The sequence below is a fragment of the uncultured Intestinibacter sp. genome, from assembly GCF_902468165.1.
Taxonomy (GTDB): Bacteria; Bacillota; Clostridia; order Peptostreptococcales; family Peptostreptococcaceae; genus Intestinibacter.
The window spans coordinates 1-25801 of record NZ_CABQXJ010000018.1 but is presented as its reverse complement, the minus strand read 5'-3'; the positions used below and the strand labels follow the sequence as shown (position 1 = coordinate 25801).

General features: G+C 29.3%; 22 protein-coding genes and 1 other annotated feature. Of the genes, 15 read left to right on the top strand and 7 right to left on the bottom strand.

All coding sequences use genetic code 11. From position 1 onward, the window contains the following. Positions 1–35: 35 nt before the first annotated feature. Both RDX53_RS05140 and RDX53_RS05135 read right to left on the bottom strand, forming a co-directional pair. Positions 36–713, bottom strand: a complete 678-nt coding sequence (locus RDX53_RS05140) for a DNA alkylation repair protein (protein WP_295676313.1) — start codon at positions 711–713, stop codon at positions 36–38. A gap of 386 nt (positions 714–1099) precedes the next feature. Further along, positions 1100–1639, bottom strand: a complete 540-nt coding sequence (locus RDX53_RS05135; RefSeq protein ID WP_295676311.1) for a TraR/DksA C4-type zinc finger protein — start codon at positions 1637–1639, stop codon at positions 1100–1102. 393 nt (positions 1640–2032) lie between these two features. Here RDX53_RS05135 and RDX53_RS05130 point away from each other — a divergent pair, with 393 nt between their 5' ends. The 12 genes from RDX53_RS05130 (at position 2033) to RDX53_RS05075 (ending at position 15116) form a co-directional block, all read left to right on the top strand. After that, positions 2033–3292, top strand: coding sequence for a 30S ribosomal protein S1 (locus RDX53_RS05130; RefSeq protein WP_295676309.1), 1260 nt, complete (start codon positions 2033–2035; stop codon positions 3290–3292). Between the two features lie 83 nt (positions 3293–3375). Continuing rightward, positions 3376–4089, top strand: coding sequence for a phosphatase (locus RDX53_RS05125; RefSeq protein WP_195929006.1), 714 nt, complete (start codon positions 3376–3378; stop codon positions 4087–4089). Positions 4090–4190: 101 nt separating this feature from the next. After that, positions 4191–4413, top strand: a binding site (T-box leader). Between the two features lie 321 nt (positions 4414–4734). After that, positions 4735–6480 carry a 2-isopropylmalate synthase gene (gene leuA, locus RDX53_RS05120; RefSeq protein ID WP_295676305.1) on the top strand — a complete coding sequence of 582 codons (1746 nt, stop codon included), beginning with the start codon at positions 4735–4737 and terminating at the stop codon, positions 6478–6480. 22 nt (positions 6481–6502) lie between these two features. After that, positions 6503–7792: a 3-isopropylmalate dehydratase large subunit gene (gene leuC, locus RDX53_RS05115; RefSeq protein ID WP_307993779.1), complete on the top strand. Its 1290-nt coding sequence runs from the start codon at positions 6503–6505 to the stop codon at positions 7790–7792. Position 7793: 1 nt separating this feature from the next. Continuing rightward, complete coding sequence (leuD, locus tag RDX53_RS05110; protein WP_195929012.1) at positions 7794–8282, top strand: 3-isopropylmalate dehydratase small subunit; 489 nt, start codon at positions 7794–7796, stop codon at positions 8280–8282. Positions 8283–8422: 140 nt separating this feature from the next. After that, on the top strand, positions 8423–9493 hold the full coding sequence (gene leuB, locus RDX53_RS05105; RefSeq protein ID WP_195929014.1) for a 3-isopropylmalate dehydrogenase: 1071 nt from the start codon (positions 8423–8425) through the stop codon (positions 9491–9493). 718 nt (positions 9494–10211) lie between these two features. After that, complete coding sequence (locus RDX53_RS05100; protein WP_195929016.1) at positions 10212–11261, top strand: energy-coupling factor ABC transporter permease; 1050 nt, start codon at positions 10212–10214, stop codon at positions 11259–11261. Between the two features lie 23 nt (positions 11262–11284). Continuing rightward, positions 11285–12094, top strand: a complete 810-nt coding sequence (cbiQ, locus tag RDX53_RS05095) for a cobalt ECF transporter T component CbiQ (protein ID WP_195929018.1) — start codon at positions 11285–11287, stop codon at positions 12092–12094. A gap of 25 nt (positions 12095–12119) precedes the next feature. Beyond that, positions 12120–12875: an energy-coupling factor ABC transporter ATP-binding protein gene (locus RDX53_RS05090; RefSeq protein ID WP_195929021.1), complete on the top strand. Its 756-nt coding sequence runs from the start codon at positions 12120–12122 to the stop codon at positions 12873–12875. 27 nt (positions 12876–12902) lie between these two features. Continuing rightward, the gene (locus RDX53_RS05085; RefSeq protein WP_195929023.1) at positions 12903–13490 is read left to right on the top strand and encodes a class I SAM-dependent methyltransferase; all 588 of its coding nucleotides are present in this window, start codon (positions 12903–12905) and stop codon (positions 13488–13490) included. A 27-nt stretch (positions 13491–13517) separates the two neighbouring features. Further along, positions 13518–14054: an ECF transporter S component gene (locus RDX53_RS05080; RefSeq protein ID WP_195929024.1), complete on the top strand. Its 537-nt coding sequence runs from the start codon at positions 13518–13520 to the stop codon at positions 14052–14054. A gap of 84 nt (positions 14055–14138) precedes the next feature. Further along, a complete protein-coding gene (locus tag RDX53_RS05075; RefSeq protein WP_195929026.1) occupies positions 14139–15116 on the top strand; it encodes a M14 family metallopeptidase in 978 nt (325 codons plus the stop codon). Between the two features lie 120 nt (positions 15117–15236). Here RDX53_RS05075 and RDX53_RS05070 read toward each other — a convergent pair whose 3' ends face one another. From RDX53_RS05070 to nikB, 5 genes are all read right to left on the bottom strand, one after another. Further along, on the bottom strand, positions 15237–16160 hold the full coding sequence (locus RDX53_RS05070) for an ABC transporter ATP-binding protein (RefSeq protein ID WP_195929028.1): 924 nt from the start codon (positions 16158–16160) through the stop codon (positions 15237–15239). Next, positions 16157–17116, bottom strand: coding sequence for an ABC transporter ATP-binding protein (locus RDX53_RS05065; protein ID WP_195929030.1), 960 nt, complete (start codon positions 17114–17116; stop codon positions 16157–16159). Before RDX53_RS05065 ends, RDX53_RS05070 begins: the two co-directional genes overlap by 4 nt. Positions 17117–17126: 10 nt before the next feature. Further along, the gene (locus RDX53_RS05060; protein WP_195929032.1) at positions 17127–18677 is read right to left on the bottom strand and encodes an ABC transporter substrate-binding protein; all 1551 of its coding nucleotides are present in this window, start codon (positions 18675–18677) and stop codon (positions 17127–17129) included. A gap of 90 nt (positions 18678–18767) precedes the next feature. After that, entirely contained in the window at positions 18768–19649 is an 882-nt protein-coding gene (gene nikC / locus RDX53_RS05055) for a nickel transporter permease (RefSeq protein WP_195929034.1), read from the bottom strand. Then, positions 19646–20611 (bottom strand): nickel ABC transporter permease, encoded by a 966-nt coding sequence (gene nikB, locus RDX53_RS05050; RefSeq protein ID WP_195929036.1) that lies wholly within the window; start codon positions 20609–20611, stop codon positions 19646–19648. Before nikB ends, nikC begins: the two co-directional genes overlap by 4 nt. A 296-nt stretch (positions 20612–20907) precedes the next feature. On the opposite strand from nikB, the gene RDX53_RS05045 reads away from it, so the two are divergent. The 3 genes from RDX53_RS05045 to nikA form a co-directional block, all read left to right on the top strand. Next, positions 20908–22431: a class I SAM-dependent methyltransferase gene (locus RDX53_RS05045; RefSeq protein WP_295676284.1), complete on the top strand. Its 1524-nt coding sequence runs from the start codon at positions 20908–20910 to the stop codon at positions 22429–22431. Positions 22432–22635: 204 nt separating this feature from the next. Next, positions 22636–23991: an MATE family efflux transporter gene (locus tag RDX53_RS05040; RefSeq protein ID WP_195930751.1), complete on the top strand. Its 1356-nt coding sequence runs from the start codon at positions 22636–22638 to the stop codon at positions 23989–23991. A gap of 302 nt (positions 23992–24293) precedes the next feature. Then, on the top strand, positions 24294–25801 hold a 1508-nt coding region (nikA, locus tag RDX53_RS05035; RefSeq protein WP_307993778.1), incomplete at its 3' end, for a nickel ABC transporter substrate-binding protein.

Genomic DNA, 25801 nt, shown 5'->3' with positions numbered 1-25801 from the left:
TACCCCCTATAAATTTATATTATTTAAGATTAAACCTATCTCTTCATAGATTTTATCAATTCTTTTGTATTTTTATCTATACGAAGAGATTCACAGATTTTTTGTAGAGATTTATTATATGTAAAATCATCTAAGCTATTATCTTTGAGATAAGCCATAGTTTTTTCTTCAAATTTGATAAAACACATAGAAATAGCCCATGCAACGGCCATTTTAACATAATAGCCATCGTGTTTAATATTGTCTAAAGTTTTTAATACTAAATCTATATAATCTTCAGTAATGTAGTAATTTAGAATAATTACAACAGCAAATCTTATTTCGAATTCGTTGTATGATTTAAGATAAGATTGAATAAATTCCCACATGATTTCTTTATTTTTATTTACAAATTTCAATGTATTACAAAAGCTATCACAAATAGCCCAGTCATCTATTTTTGGAACAAAACTCTCAATATAATTTAATCTTTCTTCTACATCACATTTAGCATATGCTATGACTAATCCATTTATTAAAATTTCTTCATAATATTCTTCTTTAGAGTTAGACAAAAAATTTCTCCAATCTCCCTTTGCAATTTCTTTTGCAAGTTGTCTTAATAGTGGAAGACGAACCCCTATTATATTATCCGTATTTGGACATAATCTACTGTGAAATGTTTTAAACTTATCATCAGATAACTCAAATAATTTATCTCTTAAATCGTACATATAATCACCTCAAACTTTATAACCTTTCTATAACAAATAGTAGCATAATCAAGGGAAACTATAAAAAATTATATCTTAAAAATGGTAAAAAAAGTTGCATTAAAGCCAAAAATTATATACAATAAATATATACATATAGTGCCCAGTTATTTAAATGTATTAATTATTTACCAAGAAGAAGGTGATTTTCACCTTCTATTTTTTTGTTTAAATATAAAAGTAGGAGAGAATTTTATAAAATTTATAAAAGTGTATTAGTGTAGATAAGAATACTTAATATTTGTTGAAATTACAGATGAAAAATTATATATAAGTTTTAAATAGAAATAAGAATACAAATAAAAATAAGTGTTGTAAAATTTACAACACTTATTTTATGCATATTTTTAATTACTATAAAATAAATCATCCTTATCTCTCGGACAATTTTCATTTACAGATGATCCGTTTTTATTTAAATCAGTTAAATCTGTGACGTATTCTGAATAAAAATGAGGGTCCATATTTATATTATTTGCGTCGTATTGCTCAGTATTATCGTATTTAGAGTAAGTTTCAGTTTGTTGTGCACAATGAGCACATAGTTGAGTTTCTGGAAGAATATCGAGTCTTTCTGGTTCTATTTTGTGATGACATCTTTCGCAATAGCCAAATGAATTATCGTCTATTTTTGATAATGCTTCGTTTACTTTATCAAGTTGGTATTTTTGATGGTCAGTAAGACTATTTTGCATGTCATTCATATAGACTTCTGTTCCAATATCTCCGGGATGGTTATCATAACTAGATAATTCGCCAGAGCTATATCTTTCGCTTGTGTGGTGAGTAGTATCGCCAAATAGAGTGTTATCCTCCATTTCAGAAATTAAATTTTCTAATTCTTGTTTTTGTTTCTTAAGTTGCTTTTTATAGTTATTTGAATTCATAATTATCATCCTTATATCTAAAATATTTAAAATATCGATTCTATTATATGGAGTATTTAAAATCATATTCATATATGGATTTAGTGTATGATGTGCAGTTTTTAGAGAATTTAGGAAATAAATCGTACCAAGTTTTGTTAGATTGATGTAAAATTACAAAAAATTTAGTATAATATTAAGATATAGCAAAAAAATATACATTAATCATTAGAAGAGGGAATTTCTTATTTAGAAATTGAAAAAATAAGAATATATTAAAAACGTCGATTATTTGTAAAATAAATAAAATTTATGTATAAATTTTGTGATAAAACTGTAGGTATTTTAACGATTAATGGTATAATAATACTTATAGGATTAATAAGATAAACGTGTGAAAGGATGTATTATAAAATGACTAATGAATTATCAATGCAAGAGCTGTTAGACCAACAAGAACAACAGTTAGACAAATTAAAAGTAGGGGAACTTATAACAGGAACTATAACTAAAGTAACTCATGATGCAGTTGTACTTGGTTTAGATTGTGGATTTGACGGAGTAATCATATCAGACGATTTAAATATAGAAAAGGACAAAGAAGTTGCTGATGTTTATAAAGTTGGCGACAAAGTATCTGCTGTTATAACTAAAGTATCTCCTAAAGATGGTACTGTAAGATTATCAAAAGTATTAGCAGATAAAGAACAAGACTTAAAAGATGTAGAAGCAGCATATAACGAACATAAAATAGTTACTGCATATGTTGAAAAAGCTATACCAAGAGGTGTATTTGCAAAATACAAATCAATTCAATTATTTATACCAATATCTCAAATAGACACTAAATTTGTAAACGATACAAAAGAATATGTTGGTGCAAATTTAGAAGTTTATATAATAGAATTCAACACAAACAGAAACAAATATGTTGCATCTCATAGAGAAGTATTACAAGAAAGAATAAACGTAGAAAGACAAGAAAGAAAAGAAAGAGAAAAAGCAGAAAGAGACGCAGAAAGAGCTAAAGTTAAAGCTGAAAGAGATGCAGAAAGAGCTAGGGTTAAAGAAGCTAGACAAAACATATTCGATTCTCTTGAAGTAGGACAAAAAATACATGGTAAAGTAACAAAAATAATGCCTTATGGAGCTTTCATAGATATCGGGGAAGGTTTAGAAGGATTAGCTCATATAAACAACTTAGCTTGGAAAAGAGTAGAGTCTGTTGAAGATGTAGTTTCTGAAGGACAAGAATTAGACGTTTATGTATTAGAAGTAAATAAAGAAAATAATAGAATAGCTTTAGCAGTAAAAGATATAAACAACGATCCATGGCAATTAATAGCTAAAGAAGTTGCTGTTGGTGATGTTATAACTGGTAAAGTTGTTAGAACTATAGATAGAGGAGCTTTCGTTGAAATAAAAGAAGGTGTTGAAGCTTATTTACCAATATCTCAATTAAGCGAAAAAAGAGTTCCAACAGTAAGCAGCGTAGTAAATCCTGGTGATGAAATAGAAGCTAAAATATTAAACTTCCATCCAGAAGAAAAAAGAATGTTAATATCTATAAAAGAAGTTAATGCAGAGCCAGAAGAAGATTACACTCAATTTATGAAACCTGAAGAATCTTTAGGTGCTACAATTGGCGACGCTATAAAAAAAGCTGGAAAATAATAATTAAACATTAAAATAAGAGCTGTCTCAGTATTGGGGCAGCTTGAATCATTTTATACTAAATATCATAGAGAGGAAGAATAATGAAAGCAATAATAGATATGCATACACATACTGTTGCAAGTGGACACGCTTACAGCACAATACATGAAAATATACAATTTGCTAAAAAACATGGCATGAAATTTCTTGGGACATCTGACCATGGTTCAACAATGACAGGCGGACCAGCAGAATACTTTTTTCACAATCTAAAAGTAGTTCCAAGAGAAATGGATGGCGTTAAAATATTAAGAGGTATGGAAGCTAATATACTTGATGTTAATGGAAATATAGACGAATTAGATTCAAAAGCTCTTGATGGTCTTGATTATCTAATAGCTAGTCTTCATATAGTATGTATAGAACCATCTACTAAAGAAGACAATACAATGGCAATCCTTAACGTTATGGATAAAGAAAAAGTAAAAATAATAGGTCATCCAGATGACGCTAGATATGAGCTTGATTATGAAGCTATAGTAAAAAAAGCAAAAGAAAAAAATATATTATTAGAAGTAAATAATTCATCATTATCACCAAATACATCTAGAGAAGGCGCTAGAGAAAATATACTGAAATACCTAGAACTTTGTAAAGAATACGGTGTAAGAATAATAATGGGAACAGACTCTCATATATGTTATGATATAGGAGTTTTCCAATATGCAGAAGCAATAATTGAAGAAGCTAATTTCCCAAAAGAATTAGTAATCAATTATTGGGAAGATCAAATTATAGAATTTTTCGGAATTTAATGAATTGAAGAAAATATACAAAAACTTATTGACAATAAATGGTAAATGATATATTATTTTAATTAAGTTAAGAAAATACACAAAATAACAACAAAAACTAAACAAAGGCGTTGAGTAGAAGTAGTAGGAATTTATGAAGCTTACAGAGAGCCAAAGGCTGGTGTGATTTGGCAGTGGATGAATCTGAACTTGTCTAGGAGCTGTTTACCTAGGGTAAAACGTTAGTCTACGTTATAAGGCAGACAGTTAATTTTAACTGTTACAGAGTGAACTTTTTATAAGCTAACTAGAGTGGTACCGCGAGAATACAACCTCGTCTCTAATTTTTAGAGACGGGGTTTTTTTAACACAAAAAATAAAAGAGATAAGGCCAATCTCAATTAAATTTTAAATTTTTTTAATATTTGGTAAATAACTAATAATAACTGGGACTCGATAAGAGAAAAATAATAGGGAATAAAAAAGCACAAAATAAAAAATAACTAGGGAATATAAACACATATAAAGGCACATATGTTAAATAAGTACATGGGCAAATAGTACAAATAACTGAGTAAAGCGGAAAAATACTCAAACTAAATATCAGAAAATACTGAATAATATACAAAATACACAATGTGAATAGTTAATACAGGGGGATAAAAAATGAGAAATAGTGAGTTTAATTATAAAAAATATGTAAAACCAGACTTTCAACCAAAAAACTTTACAAATCGTGAATGGCCAGACAAGGATATCACAAAAGCACCTATTTGGTGTAGTGTAGATTTAAGAGACGGGAATCAATCACTACCTACTCCAATGAGCGTAGATGAAAAAATGAAAATGTTTAAAATGTTGTTAGATGTAGGATTCAAAGAAATCGAAATAGGATTTCCATCAGCGTCACAAACTGAATACGACTTTTTAAGAAAGTTAATAGATGAGAACTTAATACCAGATGATGTTAAGGTACAAGTTTTAACTCAATCAAGAGAACACTTAATAACAAAGACTTTTGAGGCATTAAGAGGATGTAAAAATGCAATAGTGCATTTATATAATTCAACATCAGTATTACAAAGAGATGTAGTGTTCAATATGGAAAAAGACGAAATAATAGGAATAGCTGTTAAAGGGGCAAAATTAATGAAAGAAGAAGCAGCTAAATATCCAGAAACAAACTTCCAATTTGAATATTCACCAGAAAGTTTTACAGGAACTGAGATGGAATATGCTCTTGAAATTTGTGAGGCTGTTATGGATGTTTGGGAGCCAACACAAGAAAATAAGATGATAATAAATTTACCATCAACTGTAGAAATGACTACACCAAACAGATATGCAGACCAAATAGAATGGTTCAGCAAAAATATTAAAAATAGAGATTGTGTGACAATAAGTTTACATCCACACAATGATAGAGGAACATCAACTGCAGCTGCTGAGTTAGGGTTATTAGCAGGAGCAGATAGAATAGAAGGTACATTATTTGGAAATGGTGAAAGAACAGGAAACTTAGACATATTAATAGTGGGAATGAATATGTACGCACAAGGTGTAGATCCTGAGCTAGACTTTTCAAATATAAATGAAATAGCAGATATATACAAAAACTGCACAAAATTAAATATACATGAAAGACATCCATATGTCGGTGATTTAGTCTTTACTGCTTTTTCTGGTTCACACCAAGATGCAATCAGAAAAGGAATGAAAGCGAGAGAAGCTAGAGGTGAATATGTATGGCAAGTTCCATATTTACCATTAGACCCTCACGATTTAGGAAGGGAATACACAGAAATAATAAGAATAAATTCTCAATCTGGTAAAGGTGGAGCAGCATATATCATGGAAAGCGAATTTGGATATAATATGCCAAAAGCTATGCAGACATACTTTGGAAAAGTAGTAAAAAGATGTTCAGACTCAATGGGTAAAGAACTTTCTCCACAAGAGATATTCAACTTATTTAAAAAATGGTATATCGATATAGAAACACCATACAAATTAACAAAATATAAAATAAGCTCAGTAGATTCTGATTCATTTGATGTTGATAGCAATAATATAGAGACAAATAGCTTATCATTAGAAGCAGTAATAAACTTTGACGGCCATGATTATACAATTAAAGGAACTGGTAATGGTCCAGTAGATGCATTTAGTAATGCATTAATGCAACAAGATGAAAAAGAATTACAACCACTTAAAAACTATAAATTCGTTCACTACCATGAACATGCTCTTGGTGAAGGTTCACATGTTAAAGGGGTTGCTTATATTCAAATTGATACAGGTGCAGACGAACCATATTTCGGAGTTGGAATTTCTGAAAATATCAATACAGCAGCAATAAGCGCACTTATGAACGCTATTAATAAGAGCTATATAAAAATGAATGTAAACTAAGGATAATTGGGAGGATATGCCGATGGGGATGACAATGACACAAAAAATATTAGCAAAACACGCTGGTATGGATGAAGTAAAAAAAGGACAATTAATAGAAGCTAACTTAGATTTAGTTTTAGGAAATGATATAACTACTCCAGTTGCAATAACTGAATTTAATAAATTAGGAATAGATGAAGTATTTGATAATACTAAAGTCACAATAGTATGTGACCACTTCACACCAAATAAAGATATAAAAAGTGCAGAACAATGTAAAGTTGCTAGAACTTTTGCAAGAGGAAAAGAAGTCGTAAACTATTTTGATGTTGGTCAAATGGGAATAGAACATTGCTTATTACCAGAAAAGGGATTAGTAACAGCAGGTGATGTAGTAATCGGTGCTGATTCACATACTTGCACATACGGAGCACTTGGTGCATTTTCAACAGGTATAGGTTCGACTGATATGGCAGCTGGCATGGCGACAGGAAAGGCATGGTTTAAGGTACCTGGAGCAATCAAATTTGTTCTAAAAAATAAACCATCTAAATGGATAAGTGGTAAAGATATAATCTTACACATAATCGGCGAAATTGGAGTTGATGGAGCTAGATATATGTCAATGGAATTTGTGGGAGATGGTGTGCAACACTTATCAATGGATGACAGATTTACAATATGTAACATGGCTATAGAAGCAGGGGCTAAAAATGGTATATTCCCTGTTGATGAAAAAACTAAAGAATATATAAAAACTCATCCATGCAAAACTATCGAAAAAAATCCAACTGTATATGAAGCAGACGAAGATGCTGAATATGACAGAGTGATTGAAATAGATTTAAGCGGGTTAAAACCAACAGTAGCATTCCCACATCTACCAGAAAACACAAAAACTACTGATGAAATAACAGAAGATATAAAAATAGATCAAGTAGTAATCGGTTCATGTACAAATGGTAGAATTGAAGATATGAGAATTGCTGCCGAAATAATGAAAGGTAAAAAAGTTGCTGATGATGTGAGATGTATAGTTTTCCCAGGAACACAAGCAATCTACCTTGAAGCAATAGAAAAAGGATATATAACTGATATGGTACTTGCAGGTGCTGCAATTTCGACACCAACATGTGGACCTTGTTTAGGTGGACATATGGGAATATTGGCAGCAGGCGAAAGAGCAGTGTCAACTACAAATAGAAACTTTGTAGGAAGAATGGGACATACGGAGTCTGAAGTTTATTTAGCAAGTCCAGCAGTTGCAGCAGCATCTGCAATAACAGGAAAAATATCATCACCAAGTGAAGTTTGTGGAGGGGAAAAATAATATGTTAGCAAGTGGAAAAGTTTTTAAATACGGAGATAATATAGATACAGATGTAATTATACCAGCGAGATACTTAAATACTCCTGATATGAAAGAATTAGCATCTCACTGTATGGAAGATATAGATAAAGAATTTGCTCAAAAAGTAGAAGAAGGAGACATCATAGTAGCAAACAAAAACTTTGGATGCGGTTCATCAAGAGAACATGCTCCAATAGCAATAAAAGAAAGTGGGATATCTTGTGTAATAGCATCAACTTTTGCGAGAATATTCTACAGAAATGCAATAAACATAGGTCTTCCAATACTTGAATGTGACGAAGCAGCAAAAGGAATTGAAGAAGGCGACAAAGTTGAAATTGACTTCAATACAGGTGTAATTAAAAATATAACTAAAAACGAAACTTATCAAGCAGAACCATTCCCAGAATTTATGCAAAATATAATTCAAAATGGCGGCTTAATTAAATCAATAGAAAAAAATAAATAAAATATACTACAAACATAAAAATAAATTATCAAATATAAGATAATAAATTAGTAAATATACTTGTAGAAATAAATTATATAAATAAATTAAAAATAATAAAAATATAAGGGAAAAGAAGTCAACTAGGGGGATTATTATAGATGGATTTTAATATAGCAGTAATAAAAGGGGACGGTGTCGGTCCAGAAATAGTAAACGAAGGATTAAAAGTTTTAGACAAAATAGCTCAAAAATATAATCATAAATTTAAATATACAAATGTATTAGGCGGTGGTGCAGCAATTGATGAAACAGGAGAACCACTACCAAAAGAATCGCTAGATATATGCAAAGCAAGTGATGCAGTTTTATTAGGTGCAGTTGGTGGACCAAAATGGGACAATATAGACAGCGAAAGAAGACCAGAAAAAGGTCTATTAGCTCTTAGATCTGGTCTTGGATTATTTGTAAATTTAAGACCAGCAACAATGCACGAAAGCATTAAAGAAACATCTCCACTTAGAGCTGACATAGTAGAAAGAGGTATAGATTTTGTCGTTGTAAGAGAACTTACAGGAGGAATCTATTTTGGAGAAAGAAAAACAGGAATAGAAGATTGCATTGAGTTTGCATATGATGTTGAAAAATACGACGAAAACGAAATAAGAAGAATAGGCAAAAAGGCTTTTGAAACAGCAATGATAAGAAATAAAAAATTAACTTGTGTAGATAAAGCCAACGTTCTTGATAGCTCTAAATTATGGAGAAAAATTTTAAATGAATTATCAAAAGAATATCCAGAAGTCGAATTATCATATATGTATGTAGATAATGTAGCTATGCAATTAATAAAAGACCCTTCTCAATTTGATGTTATAGTAACTAATAACATATTTGGAGATATAATATCAGATGAGGCATCAATGATAACTGGCTCTATTGGGATGTTACCATCAGCATCTGTCAGAGAAGACGACTTCGGGATGTATGAGCCAATTCATGGTAGTGCACCTGATATAGCATGTCAAAATATAGTAAACCCAATAGCTACAATATTATCAGTGGCTATGATGCTTAGATATAGTTTTAAATTAGAAGAAGAAGCAAAAGCAATTGAAGATGCAGTTGAAAATGTCTTAAATGCAGGATATAGAACAAAAGACATCTACAATGGTGTTGGAGAAGTAGTTGGAACAAAAGAAATGGGCGATTTAATAGCGAAGCAAATATAATAAATCAAATTTAATTATATTTAATATAAATAACTCATAAATATTATGATTAAAGTAAATAAACGAAACTAAAATCCATAAAGTCTATATACAGACTTTATGGATTTTAGTTTTTAATAAAAAAAAATCACCCTTGAGGTGATTGATTAAAATAAAAAATACATATTATAAAAAATACATATTATAAGACAGGGTTATTTTTCTATTCTATCTTTTGGGGAAAGTAGAATATGAATTAAGTTATAGAAAAATAAAAAAAGCCAAAAGACTACAAAGTCTTCTGACTTGATTTGCATGTTTTCAAACATATTTTATCAATAACTTAATTTATATTTAAATTGTATAGAAGAATGCAAACTATGTCAATTAAAATTGGAAAAATATTGAAAAATATTTGTAAATATGGAAGTACATAAGCAATATAGGACTGCAAAAAAGTGAAATTTATCTATTTGTTGACAATAAAAAAATATAGTGCTACTATTTAACTAAATTAACCACAAAAATATAAATTATGAAATTAAACCACGAAGGCTTAGAAGTTCTTTGAGAACTATATGTTTTTGTGGTTTTTTAAATTATAAGGAAATTATACATTATCTGGTTTGTGGATAATGTATAATTTCCAACTTATTAACTTAAGCAACGGAATCTTTGATTCGTTGGCGATATGAACGAAGTGAATTTTTTTAATGCTAATTTTAAGGAGATGGTATTTATGCATATGGCAGACGCTTTATTATCACCAGCAGTTGGTGGAGTTATGTGGGTAGCTGCAGCAGGAACATTGGCTTATTCTGCAACAAAATTATCAAAAGGTGATTTAGAAGATCTAGACAACCCTAAGTCAATTAGTTTTGATAAAAAAATACCTTTAATGGGGGTACTTGGAGCATTTGTATTTGCATCACAAATGATAAACTTCACAATTCCAGGTACAGGCTCAAGTGGACATATTGGAGGCGGAATTTTATTAGCATCATTATTAGGTCCTGAGGCAGGATTTTTGACAATAGCTTCCGTATTAGTAATTCAATGTTTATTCTTTGCTGATGGAGGACTTTTAGCTCTCGGCTGCAACATGATTAATATGGGATTTTTTGCATGCTTTATAGGATTTCCATTTATATATAAAAAAATCTTAAAAAATGGATTTACTCCTACAAAAATCATGATTGCATCCATAATTTCAGTTGTAATTTCACTTCAACTTGGAGCATTTGGAGTAGTTTGTGAGACAATGTTATCAGGTGTAACAGAACTTCCATTTAGTACTTTTGTGATCCTAATGCAACCAATACATTTAGCAATAGGTTTAGTTGAAGGAATCTTAACAGGATGCGTACTTATATTTATTTATAATGCAAAACCAGAACTACTTATTGGATATGATGGAAGTAGTGTAAAAGAAAATGTGAGTGTTAAAAAAGTTGCTTTAGTTTTAGTAGTTGTAGCAGCTTTAATAGGTGGAGGATTATCTTTATTTGCATCAGCAAATCCTGATGGGCTTGAATGGTCAATACAAAAAGTAACAGGAAGTACTGAGTTAGATAGAAGTAATAATGTATCAAAAACACTTGAATCAGTACAAGAAAGTACAGCGTTTTTACCAGACTATGCATTTAAATCAGACGCAGAAAATACTGCAGGGACTAGTGTTTCTGGTATAGTTGGTTCAGCTATAACACTTGGACTAGCTGCATTAATTGGATTTGGTGCAAGTAAGGTTAAAAAAACTTCAGATAATAACACTAAAAAACATGCTTAGTAAAATATAAGGAGATGCTTTAAATGTCTAGTTTGAGTGAGTCTATATATAAATTGAATAAAATTGATGATTTGGGAAAACAAAAGAGTATTATACATGGCATAAACCCTGTTGCAAAACTAATAATAACTATATTATACATAGTATTTGTAGTGTCTTTTCCAAAATACAATATTTCAGGATTGCTTCCATTTATAATTTACCCAATACTGATAATATATTTAGCTGATATACCTCTAAAATTAGTTCTTAAAGCATCTCTTATAGGTTTACCAATCATAACAGGATTAGGCGTTTTTAACTTAATCTTTGAAAGAACAGTAGCATTTTATTTTGGAATCGTTCCTATAACATTAGGGGCGATTTCGCTTATATCATTATTTATAAAAGGGATGCTCACTATTACTGCGGGTATTTTGCTTATTTGCACAACCGGAATAGAAGGTCTTGCAAAATCTCTTAGAGATATAAAAGTACCAAAAGTTTTTACAAATCAAATAGTGTTTATGTACAGATATATATTTGTGCTTATAGAGTCAGTTAGTGAAGTATATAATGCATATATGTTAAGAGCTCCAAACCAAAAGGGAATAAACTGTAGACTATGGGGTTCGCTTTTAGGTCATCTATTACTTAGAAGTTTTTCGAGAGCAGATAGAATATACAACGCTATGATTTTGAGAGGGTTTGATGGAGAATATGTTACATTTACTAATGAAAAAATGCTACTAAAAGATTATTTATATATGTTATTTTGGATTTTATTTTTTATAATAATTAAATTTATAAATATACCGCTATTTATAGGAAATTTAGTTGTAGGAATTTTATAAATAATTTAGACAGGGAGTATAGACAATGAGAGATATTAGTATTCAAATTAAAAATTTATATTATAAATATCCAGATGGTTATGAAGCATTAAAACATATAGATTTAACTTTATATAAAGGTGAATCGCTTGGTATTGTGGGACCAAATGGAGCAGGAAAATCCACTTTATTACTTCAACTAACTGGGATAAATAGACCCTCAAGTGGAAAAATAGAAATTAATTCATTGGAAGTAAATAAAAAAAATCTATCGCAAATTAGAAAAGATATTGGATTTGTATTTCAAAATCCAGAAGATCAACTTTTTACAACAAGTATATACGAAGATGTAGCTTTTGGCCCTAAAAATTATAAATTGAGCAGAGAAGAAGTGGATAAAAGAGTTACAGAGTCACTAAAAAAGGTCGGAATATTAGAATTAAAAAATAGGGCTCCATATAGATTATCAGGAGGACAAAAAAACTTAGCCGCTATTGCAACCGCTATATCAATGAACCCATCAATACTTATAATGGATGAGCCAACCTCTGCACTAGACCCAAAAGCGAGAAGAAATTTAATAAACCTTTTAAATAGTTTTGATTATACAAAAGTAATAGCTAGTCATGATTTGGACATGATATTAGATACTTGTGATAGAACAGTTGTATTAAAAGAGGGGCAAATATTTGCTGATGGAAATACACAAGATATACTACTAGATAATGATTTAATGCAAGAGTGTGATTTAGAATTGCCGCTATCGTGCCAAAAGAGAAGGTTTAATTGTAAAATTAAATAATTATTAACATATAAAAGGAGGGCGATTATGAGCCAAGTAAGCTTTTTTAATTCAATAGCTAAAGATTGGGATAATATTAGTAAAGTAGATGAATCAAAAATAAATTATCTTTTATCACAAATTGATATACAAGAAAATGATACTATTTTAGATATAGGAACTGGAACAGGTGTACTTATTCCATTTTTATCTAAGTTAAATTCAAAAGGAAATATAAAGGCAGTAGATATGTCATGTAATATGCTCGATATAGCAAGAAAAAAATTCAAAGATATAGATAATGTAGAATTTGCTTTATTAAATATTGAAAAGGATGAATTAGATGAAAAATTTAATAAAATAATACTTTACTCTATGTTTCCACATTTAGAAAATAAAACGAATACAATAAAAAAATTAATACAGAATAACTTATTAGAAGGTGGAAAACTTATTATAGCACATTCAGATAGTAGAGAATATTTAAATAATATGCATAAAAATAAAGATAAAATAGTTAGTGAATCTAGACTTATTGATATAAATGATCAAAAGAAGATATTTGAAGATGTGGGATTGAAAGTAGAAGCAGCTTTTGAAGATGACAATATTTATTATATAGTTTTAAAAAAATAAATAGAAAATTTTAAGGGGGAAATACTTATGAATCAAAAAACTATAGGAACAAAACAATTAATTTTATCGGGATTATTTATAGCATTTGGCATTATACTACCGATGTGCTTTCATGTATTTAATATGGGTGGGTCTATATTTTTACCAATGCATATACCTGTATTAATATCTGGATTTTTACTTGGACCAATTTGTGGTGCTATTGTTGGAGTTATAACGCCAATATTAAGCAGTTTTTTAACTGGTATGCCACCAGTTTTACCAACAATGCCTATAATGGCTTTAGAACTTTGTGGTTATGGTATTGTTTCTGGAATTCTATTTTCTAAAACAAATAAAATTTATATATCACTTATTTTAGCAATGATTGTAGGGCGAATTTTTGCATTATTTGGGGCTTTTTTAGCATCACTTACATTTGCACCAGATATAAACCCTATAATGTATATTGTAACAGGAGTTACAACAGCAGTTCCTGGAATGATAATTCAACTGATATTTATACCTATTTTGGTTAAGTTTTTAGTATCAAATCCTGAAATACGTAAATCTTTAGCGTCTTAAGAAGAAATTTTGAAAGAATACTATTATTAATAGGGAAAAAGAGGCAGTATGTTTATGTAGTTGCATAAAAGGAGGTTTAATTAATTGAAAAATAAAGTTTGGGATTTGTTGGGATATAAAGTTGATATAGGAGAAAAAATTTGCTTTACAATACATCCATATGATGAAAAGTATGATATACCAGTTACTGTGATAAATGGGATAAATTCTGGTAAAACAATTGTTGTAAGTGCTGGTATTCATTCAGGGGAATACCCAGGAGTTGCAGCTTGTGGCATACTTTCAGAACAAATAGATCCTTTAAAGGTAAATGGACGTATTATAATTTTGCACTGTATAAATACTAAGGGATTTTTTTCGAAACATGAAAGATTTATGCCAGAAGATGGCGGTAATATGAATGGTATTTTTCCAGGAGATAAAGAAGGAACAATTAGTAAAAAATTAGCTGCATTTCTTGAAGAAAATATTATGAGTGAAGCAGATTTTATAGTAGACCTTCATAGTGGTGGAGGTGAAGAACTTTTGTTACCATGTCTTTTCTTTCCTGTTGCAGCGAGTGAAGAGGTAAATGAAATATCATTAGAAGTGGCAAAGGCGACAACAATTAACCATTTAATTGCATCGACAGCAAAGGATGGATTTTATAGCTATGCAACAACTAAAGGTATTCCAGCTATATTACTTGAAAGGGGAGCTTTTAATAAATGCGATAGAATTGATTATGAATCTTATGTTGAAGATGTTTACTTAATTTTAGATTATTTTAAAGTTATAGATAAAAAAGAAAAAAAGTCATTAGGAGTGAAATTTATTTGGAGAAAAACAGAGTATATGACATGTAAACAAACAGGACTTTGGTATTCAGATATAGAAGCTGGTATGATACTAAAAAAAAATGATTTAATAGGGTGTGTTAAAGATTTTTATGGAAATCTTTTAGGCGAGTATAGAGTTACTGAAGATTGTAGAGTTATGTATAATCATGCTGGATTGATGATACAAAAAGATGGCGTTATAGGAGCTTTTGGAGATTTAAGACATGTTGAGATAATTGATTAATACTATTTAATGTTAACGTTAGTATTATATTTAAATATAATAAAAATAGCCACTTTTAAAGTGGCTTAAATATTTATTGAATATAATATAAAGTGATTATTATCATACTTATAAAATAGGTTATTTGTTATACATATGACATCTAACTCTTCTGTCTCCAATCTCCTTAATTTCAGGATTACAAGAATTACAAATTTCTATTCTATCTGGACACATTTCTTTAAATTTACATCCACCTGAATGTTGAAGCTTTTCATAATTTATATCTTTATTTTCATCAATATTATCTATCGTCATTATGCATGAAAGAAGAAGCTTTGTGTAAGGATGCATTGGGTTTTCAAATATATCTTCTGCATTTCCGCTTTCAACTTCGTTACCTTTATACATAACTAAAATTCTATCACATAAATATTTTGCTAAAATCAAATCATGAGTTATAAATATATAGGACATGTCCAATTTTTCTTTTAGTTCAACTAGTAGTTCGATAATTTGAGCTTGAACAGAAACATCAAGAGCACTAGTAATTTCATCACAAATTAATAGCTGTGGTTTTAAGATTATTGAACGAGCTATAGCAGCTCTTTGACATTCACCGCCGCTAATTTTGTTTATATGTCTATTTTTGTATTCTGACTTTAGTCCAACTAAGTTTAATGCTTCATCTACTTGGTTATTAATTTGATGTTTATTTAATCCTAAAGTGTATTTTAATCCAGCACTAATACTAGTTTTTAGTTTTTTTCGTGGATTAAAAGAATCAATAGGATTTTGAAAGATCATCTGAATATCTTTTCTTGTTTTTCTAAGTTCAGATCTATTCATAGTAACTAAATCTTTTCCTAAAAAGTTAATTTCTCCACTATCAGGTTCTACAAGCTTAACTAGCATTTTTGCAATTGTACTTTTACCACTACCACTTTCACCTACGATTCCAAGACATTCCTTTCTACCTAATTGAAAGTTTATGTTGTCAACAGCAGTAAAAACAGAATTATTTTTATTAAAGGTTTTTGTAAGATTTTTTACATCTAATATCATAGCACTTCTCCAAGATAAATATTATTTTCAACCTCTGTATATTTTAAACAAGATGTAAAATGTCCATTTGAAGTTTCTTTTAGTTCTGGTTTTGTCGTTTTACATTTTATATCACATATTTTACATCTATCATAGAAAGGACAACCTTCTATTACAGAACCAAATTCGGGTATTTTACCATCGATACCTTTTGGAGTCTCTCCATTTAATGTTGGAATGGATTTTAATAATTCAATAGTATACTGATGTTGAGGATTTTTTAAAATTTCTATTTTAGGACCAATTTCAAGTAGATGACCATAATACATAACCCCTATTGTATCTGAAATATTAGCGACAATACCCATATTATGTGTAACCATTATAATACTTGTATCAAAATTGTTTCTAAGTTCTTTTAGAGTTTGAACAACCTGTGCTTGAACTGTAACATCTAATGCTGATGTAGGTTCATCTGCTAATATCAGTTTTGGCTTATTTATCATAGCAAGTCCAAGGGATACCCTTTGATTAATACCACCACTAAGCTCAAAAGGATAGTTTTTTAATATTCTTTCAGCATCTTCAAGATGTAGATTTTTAAGTAAGTTTACAATGTCTTTATGCTTTTGTTTTTTACTTGTTTTATTATGTTTCATAATTTCAAGAAATTGATTTTCTATTTTAGTAATAGGGTCTAGGAATAATGTGGCTTGTTGAAAGACCATAGAAATATCTTTTCCATATATATTTTGATTTTCGTTTTTTAATAGATTTTTGTCTTCAAACGTGATACTACCGCTATCTACTTTTCCGTCATTTCCTAAAATATTCATAATAGCTTTAAGAACAGTACTTTTACCACTACCACTTTCACCGACTATTCCTAATATTTCACCTTTATTTATTTTTAAAGAAACATCCCTTACAATAGGGACACTATCGTAAGAGATGTTTAAATTATTTATTTTAAGCAAATTATCACTCCTATTCTTGTATATCTACATTAGCATCAAGTAAGTAGTATTCAGATGGATTTGCTACACAATTTTTAACTTTTTTATTCATAACGTATGTATAATTAGCATGACCTATAGCTATATATCCATAATCATCCATTACTTTATCAACTATATCACTAGCTAGTTCATCACGTTTTTTAGTATCGAATTCAGAATCAAGTTCTTTTGTTAAAGTGTCAACTTCGCTATTGCTATATTTTCCGTAGTTACTACTTCCGCTAGAAGCAAATGCTATATCTATAAAGTATTGAGGATCACCAGTTGGAAGCATAGTGAAGCTCCATAAAGATATATCGAAGTTACCATTTTTACATTCATCCATCATATTATCAACTATTTGAACATTTAACTCTACACCTATTTCAGCAAGTTGTGATTTTAAAGCCTCACTAAAAGTAGGTAATTCAGCTTTTGTAGAGTAAGTTATTAATTTTAGAGATAATTTTTCACCATCTTTTTCTAATATTCCATCATTATCAGTGTCTTTATATCCTGCATCTTTTAATAATTTTTTAGCTTTTTCTACATTAAATTCATACCCTGAACCACAGTAAGAAACATAAGTTGGATATAAACCTTTAGCAGCAGTAGAACCACCATTATTTAAAGTTTCATTGTATTTATCTCTATCTATACATAAACTTATAGCTTCACGAACATTTTTATCTTGGATAAACTTATTACTGTAGTTTAAAAATAACATTTGAGCTCTAGAACCTGCGTTACTAGATATAGTATAGTTATCGTCGTTTTTATAATCATCTAAGCTAGTATTTGGCATACTTACAGCAACATCAACTTCACCAGATTTAGTAGCCATATCAAGAGCACTTGTATCAGCTAAAACTTTAAATGTAGCAGAATCTAATTTTACATCCCCATTCCAGTAATTTTCATTTTTAGCTACATCAAATTGAGTTTTTTCTTTGTAACCAGTTGCAACAAATGGACCAGTACATATTGGATTTGTATCACTATTTTCTTTATCACTTACATCTACTATTATTCCCATTGGTTCGCATAGACTGGCAGGTAAGCCAGGATTAGCATCTTTAGTTTTTATAGTAAGTGTTAAGTCATCAGCTTCTATAGTATCTACATTATAAAGTTCTACTGCACGTTCATTTACCTTTAGAGTGTCTTCTAAAGATGCTTTAACAGCCTTAGCGTCAACTTTATTACCATTAGAGAATGTAATACCATCTTTTAATTTAAACACCCAAGTTGTATTATCCGTACTTTCATATGTATCTACTAAAAATGGAGTTACATTTAATTTATCATCTGATTTGAAAAGTGTTTCTCCGATACCATATCTACTAACATACCAACCATTCCAGTCTTGGTGAGGATTTAGATTGTTAGGTGATTGAGTATCAGCAAATACTAGAGATTTTGCTGAATTATTTCCTGAATTTCCTCCCGAAGAAGAGTTACTAGTGCTGCTGCATCCTGTTAAAACTCCTAGCGACATAATCAATGCGCTTGATACAGCTATTAATTTTTTTAATTTCATTGTGAAATTACCCCCTAAATATATATTTTTTATTTAAAATTTAAAAATTTTATACTGTTTTAATAAGCATCTAACTAAAGTAAAAAATGCTTATTGTTTGATATCAAATCTATCTCTTAACTCATCTCCTAAAAGATTGAACAAAAATACTACTAATAATATTGCAATACCAGGGAAAATAATCATCCAAGGTGCATTGTATATATATTTTCTAGCTTCATTCATCATAAGTCCCCATTCCGGAGTAGGTGGTTGTGCCCCTAAACCTAAAAAACAAAGCCCCGCAATTTCAAGTATCATTCCCCCTATATCTAACATAGCCATAACTAGTAGAGTAGAAGCTATGTTTGGAATTATATCAGTTAGGATAATTTGATAACCTTTTGCTCCACATAATAAAGCAGATTTTATATAATTTGATTCTTTCGCTGAAATAGCTAAACTTCTCGCCATTCTAGCGTATTTTGTCCAGTTAATAATACAAATAGCTATTATTGTATTTTTTAAACTTGGTCCAAGCATACCAGCTACAGCTATAGCTAAGATTAAACTTGGAAAAGATTGTAGTATTACTGTTATTTTCATTAAAATATTGTCTATTATTCCACCATAATATCCAGCTGTAACACCAATTATCATCCCAAATGCAAATATAAAAACGGTTATAATTAAGGATGAAAATAAAGAAGTTTTTAAGCCACAAATAACTCTAGAAAATAAATCTCTTCCTAGGTTATCTGTTCCAAATATATGCGTATTAGACGGTGAAAGCAAAACAGTAGTTAAATCAGCCTTAATTGGGTCATAAGGTACAATTTTGTCAGAAATAAGTGCTATAATAAATAGCATTATTATTAAAGAAGAATAAATTAATATTTTTCTATTTTTTTTGTCTACAATTATATTTATCAGATTGTTTGTAACTGACTTTTTAACTAAACTATTTCTTTTATCAGATGTTGGACTTATCATTTTGAATTTTCACCTCTCCTTCTTTTTAAGCGAGGATCAAATAAATAATATGATTTATCTGTTAAGTAATTTATAAATAAGAAAATAAAAGACATCCAAACAATATATCCTTGTACTACAGGATAATCTCTACTTGATATAGCCTCAACTGCATATTTACCTATACCTGGCCACATAAATACTGTCTCAACAATAGTTGCTCCTCCTAATAGACTTCCAAAAGATAGTCCAATCATAGTGATTATTGGAAGTGCACATCCTTTTAGAACATGTTTAAATAAAATTTCTTTTTTTGATACACCACGGACTTTAAGTCCTATAACATATTCCTTATTTAGCTCTTCTAGAATAATACTTTTTATTTGTCTTATGAATTTTGATGCTATCCCGACAACCATTGTAATAGTAGGTAAAATTATAGCACTTGGTCCATCGTTTGATACCGGAAGAAGTCTAAATTTATAACATACAAAATACATAAGTATAAGAGCTATAAAAAATGACGGCATTGAAGGACCAAATAAGCTTAAAATCCTTATTATTTTTTCAGATAATTTATTATTATTTGATGCTGCAAATATACCTATTGGTAGAGCAATGATAACAGAAATTATTAGAGATAATAATGCTAAATATAAAGTTGCGGGAAGTTTAGATAATATTTCTTGGCTAACAGGTCTATTATATTTTATAGAAGTACCTAAATTACCTGTAGCTAGACCCTTTAACCAAGTTGTATATTGTTCTAAAAAAGACTTATTTAAACCTAATTCTTCTTTTTTCGCATTTATTACTTCTTGTGAAATAGTAGAGCCGTTTGAAGACATCATTATTTCTACTGGATCGCCAGGAGATATATACATAAGCGCAAATGAGATAAAGGTTACACCTATAATGATTATTAATGCGCTTAATAATTTTTTTAGGCTTAAAATATTAAATATTTTTTTTATTAAAATCACATCCTTTCTATTTAAAATGCCAAAAAAGGCAAAAAAAGGCCCAATACTATCTCTGATAGTAATAGAGCCTTCATAACCCAATTATAATTACTTACAAATAATAACATGAATGTATAAAAATGTAAAAAAATTATAATATAATTTATGTTATGATGATTTATTCTTAAAAATGGTATATAATAATAATAAATTAAAAAAATAAAATAGTTGAAAAAATCCATGAAGGAAAAGATGTGAACATCTTATACATTCATGGATTTTTTTATTTATAAATTGAATTAAAGGGGTGAGTTAAATTGGAATTAATAAATAAGGTAAAAAGAGAATGGGAATACCATGCAAATGGATATAACAAGATAATCAAGGATGAATTAAAAAGCTTTAGGTCAGAAGCATGGATAAAATTAATTGAAGAACAAATTGGTGATAAAAAGGGGTTAAATATATTAGATATAGGATGTGGACCAGGATTTTTTTCAATAATACTTTCAAAGGCAGGTCATAATGTAGTAGGGATAGATTGTAGTGAAAACATGTTAGTTCAAGCAAAATTAAATGCAAAAGAAAATAATGTAAGTCCTAAATTTATTCAGATGGATAGTCACAATTTAGATTTTGAGGATAATACTTTTGATTTAATTATAAATAGAAATGTAACATGGACATTGATTGAACCAGTAAAAGCGTATAGAGAATGGTACAGGGTATTGAAACCAAAAGGAAAATTATTAATATTTGATGCAAATTGGTTTCTATACAAATATGATAATGCTTTAAAAATAGAAAATGATAAAAGAAGGGAACAGTGTATAGAGAAATATGGAAATACATATAGTTCTTTTGAAGGTCCAGAAGAATACATAGTAACAGATAAATTTCCACTTGAAGATAAAATACGTCCACGCTGGGATGAGATTACTTTGAGTAAAATAGGATTTAAAAATTTATTGGTAGAAAGAAATATAATAGATAGAGTATGGGATGAAAAAGAAAAATTATTATATGGGGCTACTCCTATGTTTATGATTAGTGCACAAAAAACAGATGAAAATTATGATTTAAATTCTGATTATATATCAGATTCTATAAAAAAATATTGGACAAACCGTTCACAAACTTATTCAGAACAAAATAATGCGGAATTACAATGTAGTCAAAATGAAATTTGGACACAAACCATATTAGAAAATGTTGATAAAAAAGGTTGTTTAAAAGTTCTAGATATAGGATGTGGACCAGGAGAATTTTCAATATTGATGGCAAAATCAGGGCATAATGTTACAGGTGTTGATATGACAGAAGCAATGCTAGAAAAAGCACGATTAAATGCAAAAAATTATAATGTAGATGTAAACTTTGTGAGTATGGATGTACAAAATCTTAAATTTGAAGATGAGACATTCGACTTAATTATATCTAGAAATGTAACTTGGAATTTGCAAGATATAGAAAATTTCTTCAAAGGTTGTAGAAGAATTCTAAAAAAAGACGGAAGAATGGTTTATTTTGATGCAAATTGGTATTTATACTTATACGATGAACAAGCCCGAAAAGATAGAGAAGATGCAGAGATTAAGTATAAAAAAATTTATAAAAAGGATCCTGAATATGCTGTGAGTAATGTTTCTTTAACTAATGTATCTTATGGACTTCCACTTTCAAAAGAAAAAAGACCTGAATGGGATAGAAATAATTTATCTAAATTTGGATTTAATATAATTAGAATAGATGAAAATATAAATCAAAGAGTTTTTAATGAAGAAGAACAAGTGAGATATTCAGCAACACCAATGTTTACAGTAGTAGTAGAGAAAAAATAAAATTAATATAAATTATTAAAGGAGAGTATCTAAAATAGAAATACTCTCCTGATTTTTGTGATAACAAATTAGAATATTAAAATTTGAAATTATATTGTAAAATAATATATGAACAAGTATTCATTTAATGAAAATTGTTATATGGTGATACAATATATTAATTAAAAATAAATTTAATTTGTGGGAATATAAAGGAGGAGAAAAATGGCAGTAACACAAATGACTAAAGGTAGTATTTCAAAACAACTTATATTGTTTTCTATTCCAATTTTAATTTCAAACTTATTTCAACAATTATACAATACAGTAGATACGGCGATAGTTGGAAGGTTTGTGGGAGCTAATGCTTTGGCAGCTGTTGGAACATGTAACTTAGTAGTTGTTTTTATGATTTACTTCTTTATAGGATTATCAAATGGATCTAGTATAGTTTTATCACAATCTTTTGGAGAAAACGACGAAGAAAAAGTATTCAAAACAGTTCATACAACAATGGGGCTTAGTTTTATATCAGGTATAGTATTAATGATAGTTGGTTTATTAAGTGCGGAAACTATTTTAAAAATGATAAATACTCCTGACGATGTAATAGGATATGCAGTTACATATATTAGAGTTTATTTCTTAAGTATGATTCCTATGATGATTTACAACATGGGAACAGGAATACTAAGAGCTATGGGAGATAGTAAAACGCCACTTTATTATTTAGGTGCAGCAGGGATATTAAATATAATCTTAGACTTAGTATTTATAATAGTATTTAATATGGGAGTAATGGGTGCAGCCCTAGCAACAACATTATCACAAACATTATCTGCAGTTTTAATAATGATAAAATTAATTAGCACTAATGAAGTATACAAACTTCATATAAGTAAAATAAAAATAGACAAAGAAATATTAAAACATATTTTAGTAATAGGCGTACCAACAGGATTACAATCTGTTTTAGTATGTTTCTCAAATATAATTGTACAATCAAAAGTAAACTTATTTGGATTAGATGTAATGGCAGCACTTACTGTATATTATAAAGTAGAAGGATTTATATACATGCCAATAGATGCTCTTGCTATGGCAGCGAGCAACTTCATAGGCCAAAATATCGGTGCTAGAAATGTTGAAAGAGTTAAAAAAGGTAAATCTTTAAGTATGAAAATGTGTGTAGGAATGACAGTATTAATTGGTGGAATAATAATGTTATTTAAAACTCCTATATTACACATATTCACAGAAGAAAAAGAAGTAGTAAAATACGGTTCACAATTTATAATGTTTATCGTACCACTTTACTTTATATATGCAATGAACCAAATATTATCAGGTGTACTTAGAGGTGCAGGAAAGACTTTTGTACCTATGATAATAGGTCTTGTATGTATGTGCGGATTTAGAGTAGGTTGGCTTGTTGTTATGATGGGAATTGTGAAAGATGTAAGAATAGTATATGCAAGTTATCCACTAACATGGATACTTACTAATATAGCAATGAGTATTTACTACTATAAAAGCAGTTGGATAAAAAAGACTACTGTTGAAAGAGTTGAAATGGTTTAAAGAGATTAAAATAATATAAAAACCTATATTATTTAGGATGCTATATTTAGTATTGAAAAAAATTTTACTTAAATGGTAAAAAAAGTATTGACGCTGGAAAATAATTTGTTATAATATTATATGAACACGTATTCATATAATATTAACATTATATTATATTTATAATTAAATACTTTAACTGAGAATAAAATTATGAAAATTTTACAGTGCAAAGATGCATATTTATTGATGCATACTTTGCTATGCAAATTTTCATAATTTTTTTTTGCGTGGAAATGTAAAAAATGGGGAGGAAAATTTAAATGAAACTAAAAAAATTAAAAAAGGTTTTAGCTCTGTCGCTTAGTGCACTTATATGCATGTCGGCAGTAGGATGCAGTAGTAGTAGTGCAGGGGAAGGTACTGAAAATAAAGATCAAATAGTATACGCTTGTACAAAAGATATTAGGGATATAAATCCACATCTTTATGGGGGAGAAATGTCAGCACAAAACATGGTATTTGAATCTTTAGTAAAAGAAACTGAAAAGGGGATAGAACCATGCTTAGCTGAAAGTTGGGAAATATCAGATGATGGAAAAGAATATACTTTCCACTTAAGAAAAGACGTTAAATTTACTGATGGGGAACCATTTAATGCAGAAGCAGTAAAATTAAATATGGATGCTATAGTATCTAATATAGAAAGACATTCTTGGTTAGATATGGTTAATGAAATTGAAGAAAATGTTGTTGTTGATGAATTTACATTCAAACTAGTATTAAAACATGCATACTATCCAACATTAACAGAATTAGCTTTAGTTCGTCCTTTTAGAATGATATCACCTAAATGTTTTATAGATGGTGAAACTAAAAACGGTGTAAGTGGATATGCAGGAACAGGTCCATATGTATTATCTGAGCATAAAGAAAATGAATATGCTATATTCGATACAAATGAAGATTATTGGGGAGAAAAACCAAAAGTAAAAGAAGTTAAATGGAGAGTTATGCCAGATGCTCAAACAATATTAATGGCACTTGAAAAAGGGGAAGTTGACTTATTATATGGAGCTGATGGTGACCAAATAGATATGGATTCATACAAAAAATTAGAATCTGAAGGAAAATATGTAACAGATATGAGTGAACCAGTAGCATCAAGAGCAATATTATTAAATGCTCATCAAGCTATAACAGGAGATAAAAATGTAAGACAAGCTTTACAATATGCTATAAATAAACAAGCTATAGTAGATGGTGTATTAAACGGTACAGAAGAAGTGGCTGACACATTAATGGCAAAAACAGTTCCTTACTGTGATATAGACTTAGAAGTTCGTTCTTATGATAAAGAAAAAGCTGGTGAATTATTAGATAAAGCTGGATGGAAAATGGGAGATGACGGATATAGATATAAAGACGGTAAAAAATTTGAAATAACTATATACTACAATTCAGATAACTCTCAAGAAGGAACAATCAGTGAGTATATGCAATCTGACTTAAAAGCAATAGGTGTAAAACTTAATATAGTTGGAGAAGAAAAACAATCATTCTTAGATAGACAAAAAAGTGGTGACTTCGATTTACAATACTCTTTATCTTGGGGTACACCATATGACCCTCAATCTTACTTATCTTCTTGGAGAATACCAGCACATGGTGACTACCAAGCTCAAGTAGGTATGGAAAAGAAAGAATGGGTTGACCAAACTATAACTGACTTAATGATAGAACCAAGTGAAGAAAAACGTACAGAAATGTATAAAGAAGTACTTACTTATATACATGATGAAGCAGTTTATATACCAATAAGTTATTCAAG

Bases quoted from the DNA above. Each gene is read 5' to 3' on its own strand.
- RDX53_RS05140 (WP_295676313.1), bottom strand. From the start codon at position 713: ATGTACGATTTAAGAGATAAATTATTTGAGTTATCTGATGATAAGTTT.
- RDX53_RS05135 (WP_295676311.1), bottom strand. From the start codon at position 1,639: ATGAATTCAAATAACTATAAAAAGCAACTTAAGAAACAAAAACAAGAA.
- RDX53_RS05130 (WP_295676309.1), top strand. From the start codon at position 2,033: ATGACTAATGAATTATCAATGCAAGAGCTGTTAGACCAACAAGAACAA.
- RDX53_RS05125 (WP_195929006.1), top strand. From the start codon at position 3,376: ATGAAAGCAATAATAGATATGCATACACATACTGTTGCAAGTGGACAC.
- leuA (WP_295676305.1), top strand. From the start codon at position 4,735: ATGAGAAATAGTGAGTTTAATTATAAAAAATATGTAAAACCAGACTTT.
- leuC (WP_307993779.1), top strand. From the start codon at position 6,503: ATGGGGATGACAATGACACAAAAAATATTAGCAAAACACGCTGGTATG.
- leuD (WP_195929012.1), top strand. From the start codon at position 7,794: ATGTTAGCAAGTGGAAAAGTTTTTAAATACGGAGATAATATAGATACA.
- leuB (WP_195929014.1), top strand. From the start codon at position 8,423: ATGGATTTTAATATAGCAGTAATAAAAGGGGACGGTGTCGGTCCAGAA.
- RDX53_RS05100 (WP_195929016.1), top strand. From the start codon at position 10,212: ATGCATATGGCAGACGCTTTATTATCACCAGCAGTTGGTGGAGTTATG.
- cbiQ (WP_195929018.1), top strand. From the start codon at position 11,285: ATGTCTAGTTTGAGTGAGTCTATATATAAATTGAATAAAATTGATGAT.
- RDX53_RS05090 (WP_195929021.1), top strand. From the start codon at position 12,120: ATGAGAGATATTAGTATTCAAATTAAAAATTTATATTATAAATATCCA.
- RDX53_RS05085 (WP_195929023.1), top strand. From the start codon at position 12,903: ATGAGCCAAGTAAGCTTTTTTAATTCAATAGCTAAAGATTGGGATAAT.
- RDX53_RS05080 (WP_195929024.1), top strand. From the start codon at position 13,518: ATGAATCAAAAAACTATAGGAACAAAACAATTAATTTTATCGGGATTA.
- RDX53_RS05070 (WP_195929028.1), bottom strand. From the start codon at position 16,160: ATGATATTAGATGTAAAAAATCTTACAAAAACCTTTAATAAAAATAAT.
- RDX53_RS05060 (WP_195929032.1), bottom strand. From the start codon at position 18,677: ATGAAATTAAAAAAATTAATAGCTGTATCAAGCGCATTGATTATGTCG.
- nikC (WP_195929034.1), bottom strand. From the start codon at position 19,649: ATGATAAGTCCAACATCTGATAAAAGAAATAGTTTAGTTAAAAAGTCA.
- RDX53_RS05040 (WP_195930751.1), top strand. From the start codon at position 22,636: ATGGCAGTAACACAAATGACTAAAGGTAGTATTTCAAAACAACTTATA.